The following is a 1,067-nucleotide window of genomic DNA, read 5'->3' on the forward strand; positions in this document are numbered from 1 at the left end:
GTTAAGCGCCGGCCACCTTTTTCCGTCCCGGCGGCGGTCCCGGACCACGACTACGGGGCCGTCGGGCGGGAGATCACCCCCGCGCGACCCCGCCGGTGGCTCCGGGGCAGTGCGACGAGCCCGGTGCCCGGCCACCGCGACGCGGCGCCCCTGCCGGCGGCGGCCCCGCCCTTATCCGCGGGGCCAAATACCTCGGTCGTCTGCGCGACCTACAACCTTCAGCCGACCTCGGCCCTGTGGGCGGCGCTGGTGGATCTGCGCCAGCGGCGGCCGGGCGTGGCGGTGCGCCTCTACGTGGACGCTCAGGCCGCCGACGGGCCCTTCAAGGGGCGCGGCGGGGCCAGCCGTGTTGGCGGAGTCGGCGGACGCGGCGGGACCGGCGTCCGGAGGCCAACGGCGACGTCGAGGCGCGCCCCGGGCCTGAGCACGGGCGAGATGGCCCGGCGGCTGCGCGGCGCCGTCGTCATGCGCACCCGCGCGCCCGAGGACGGGATATGACGCGGAACCCCGACGGCACCGAGAGTGCCGTGCGCACCCGCGCGCCCGAGGACGGGATGCGCGCGGTGACGAGCCACGCCAAGCCCCTCAGCATCGACCACCGCTTCCTGCTGGTGGGCAGCGCGAACCTCTCCTACAGCGCCGAGGAGCGCAACGTCGAACTCGGCCTGCGCCTCGACGACCCCGCCCTGGCGCACGGCGTGGAGAAGCAGCTGCGGGGCCTCGAGGAAGTGGTCTACGAGCAGGTGCACGGGTGACGGGCCGGACCCTGAAAGGATATCCTGGGGGCGTCCGGGAGCGCCTCTCGAAACAACTTTCAAGGGGAAAGGTTTTAAATATGAACGATCTTGACTTGTCTGCGTCAGAGGTTTTTGAGAGAGCTCAATACCATCTGAAGCTGTGGTTGGAGGAGAGTGGCGGCACTCGTTTAGATGTCAAGTGTGCCGGGCTCGGATCAACCGGCATGATTCGTTTCTGGAAGGTTATTCTGGGTGTGTCCCAGGTCATTTCCGGGGGGCGATATGGTGATGGCCCACTCCCGTGGGGTATCATGGGCGTGAAAGATATAT

Annotated in this window: 1 protein-coding gene and 2 pseudogenes; all 3 read left to right on the top strand. The window is 69.1% G+C overall.

All coding sequences use genetic code 11. The features are described 5' to 3' along the window. Window positions 1–498, top strand: a pseudogene (locus tag G446_RS19585) (hypothetical protein); the annotation flags it as partial. Then, the gene (locus tag G446_RS21180; protein WP_051286017.1) at window positions 495–755 is read left to right on the top strand and encodes a phospholipase D-like domain-containing protein; all 261 of its coding nucleotides are present in this window, start codon (window positions 495–497) and stop codon (window positions 753–755) included. The pseudogene G446_RS19585 and the gene G446_RS21180, both read left to right, overlap by 4 nt. Before the next feature lie 80 nt (window positions 756–835). Beyond that, window positions 836–1,067 (top strand): annotated as a pseudogene (locus G446_RS20675) (hypothetical protein); the annotation flags it as partial.

The sequence above is a fragment of the Actinomyces dentalis DSM 19115 genome (genome assembly GCF_000429225.1).
GTDB classification, from domain to species: Bacteria; Actinomycetota; Actinomycetes; order Actinomycetales; family Actinomycetaceae; genus Actinomyces; species Actinomyces dentalis.

Coding starts and splice junctions, on each gene's coding strand:
- G446_RS21180 (WP_051286017.1), top strand. CDS start 495: ATGACGCGGAACCCCGACGGCACCGAGAGTGCCGTGCGCACCCGCGCG.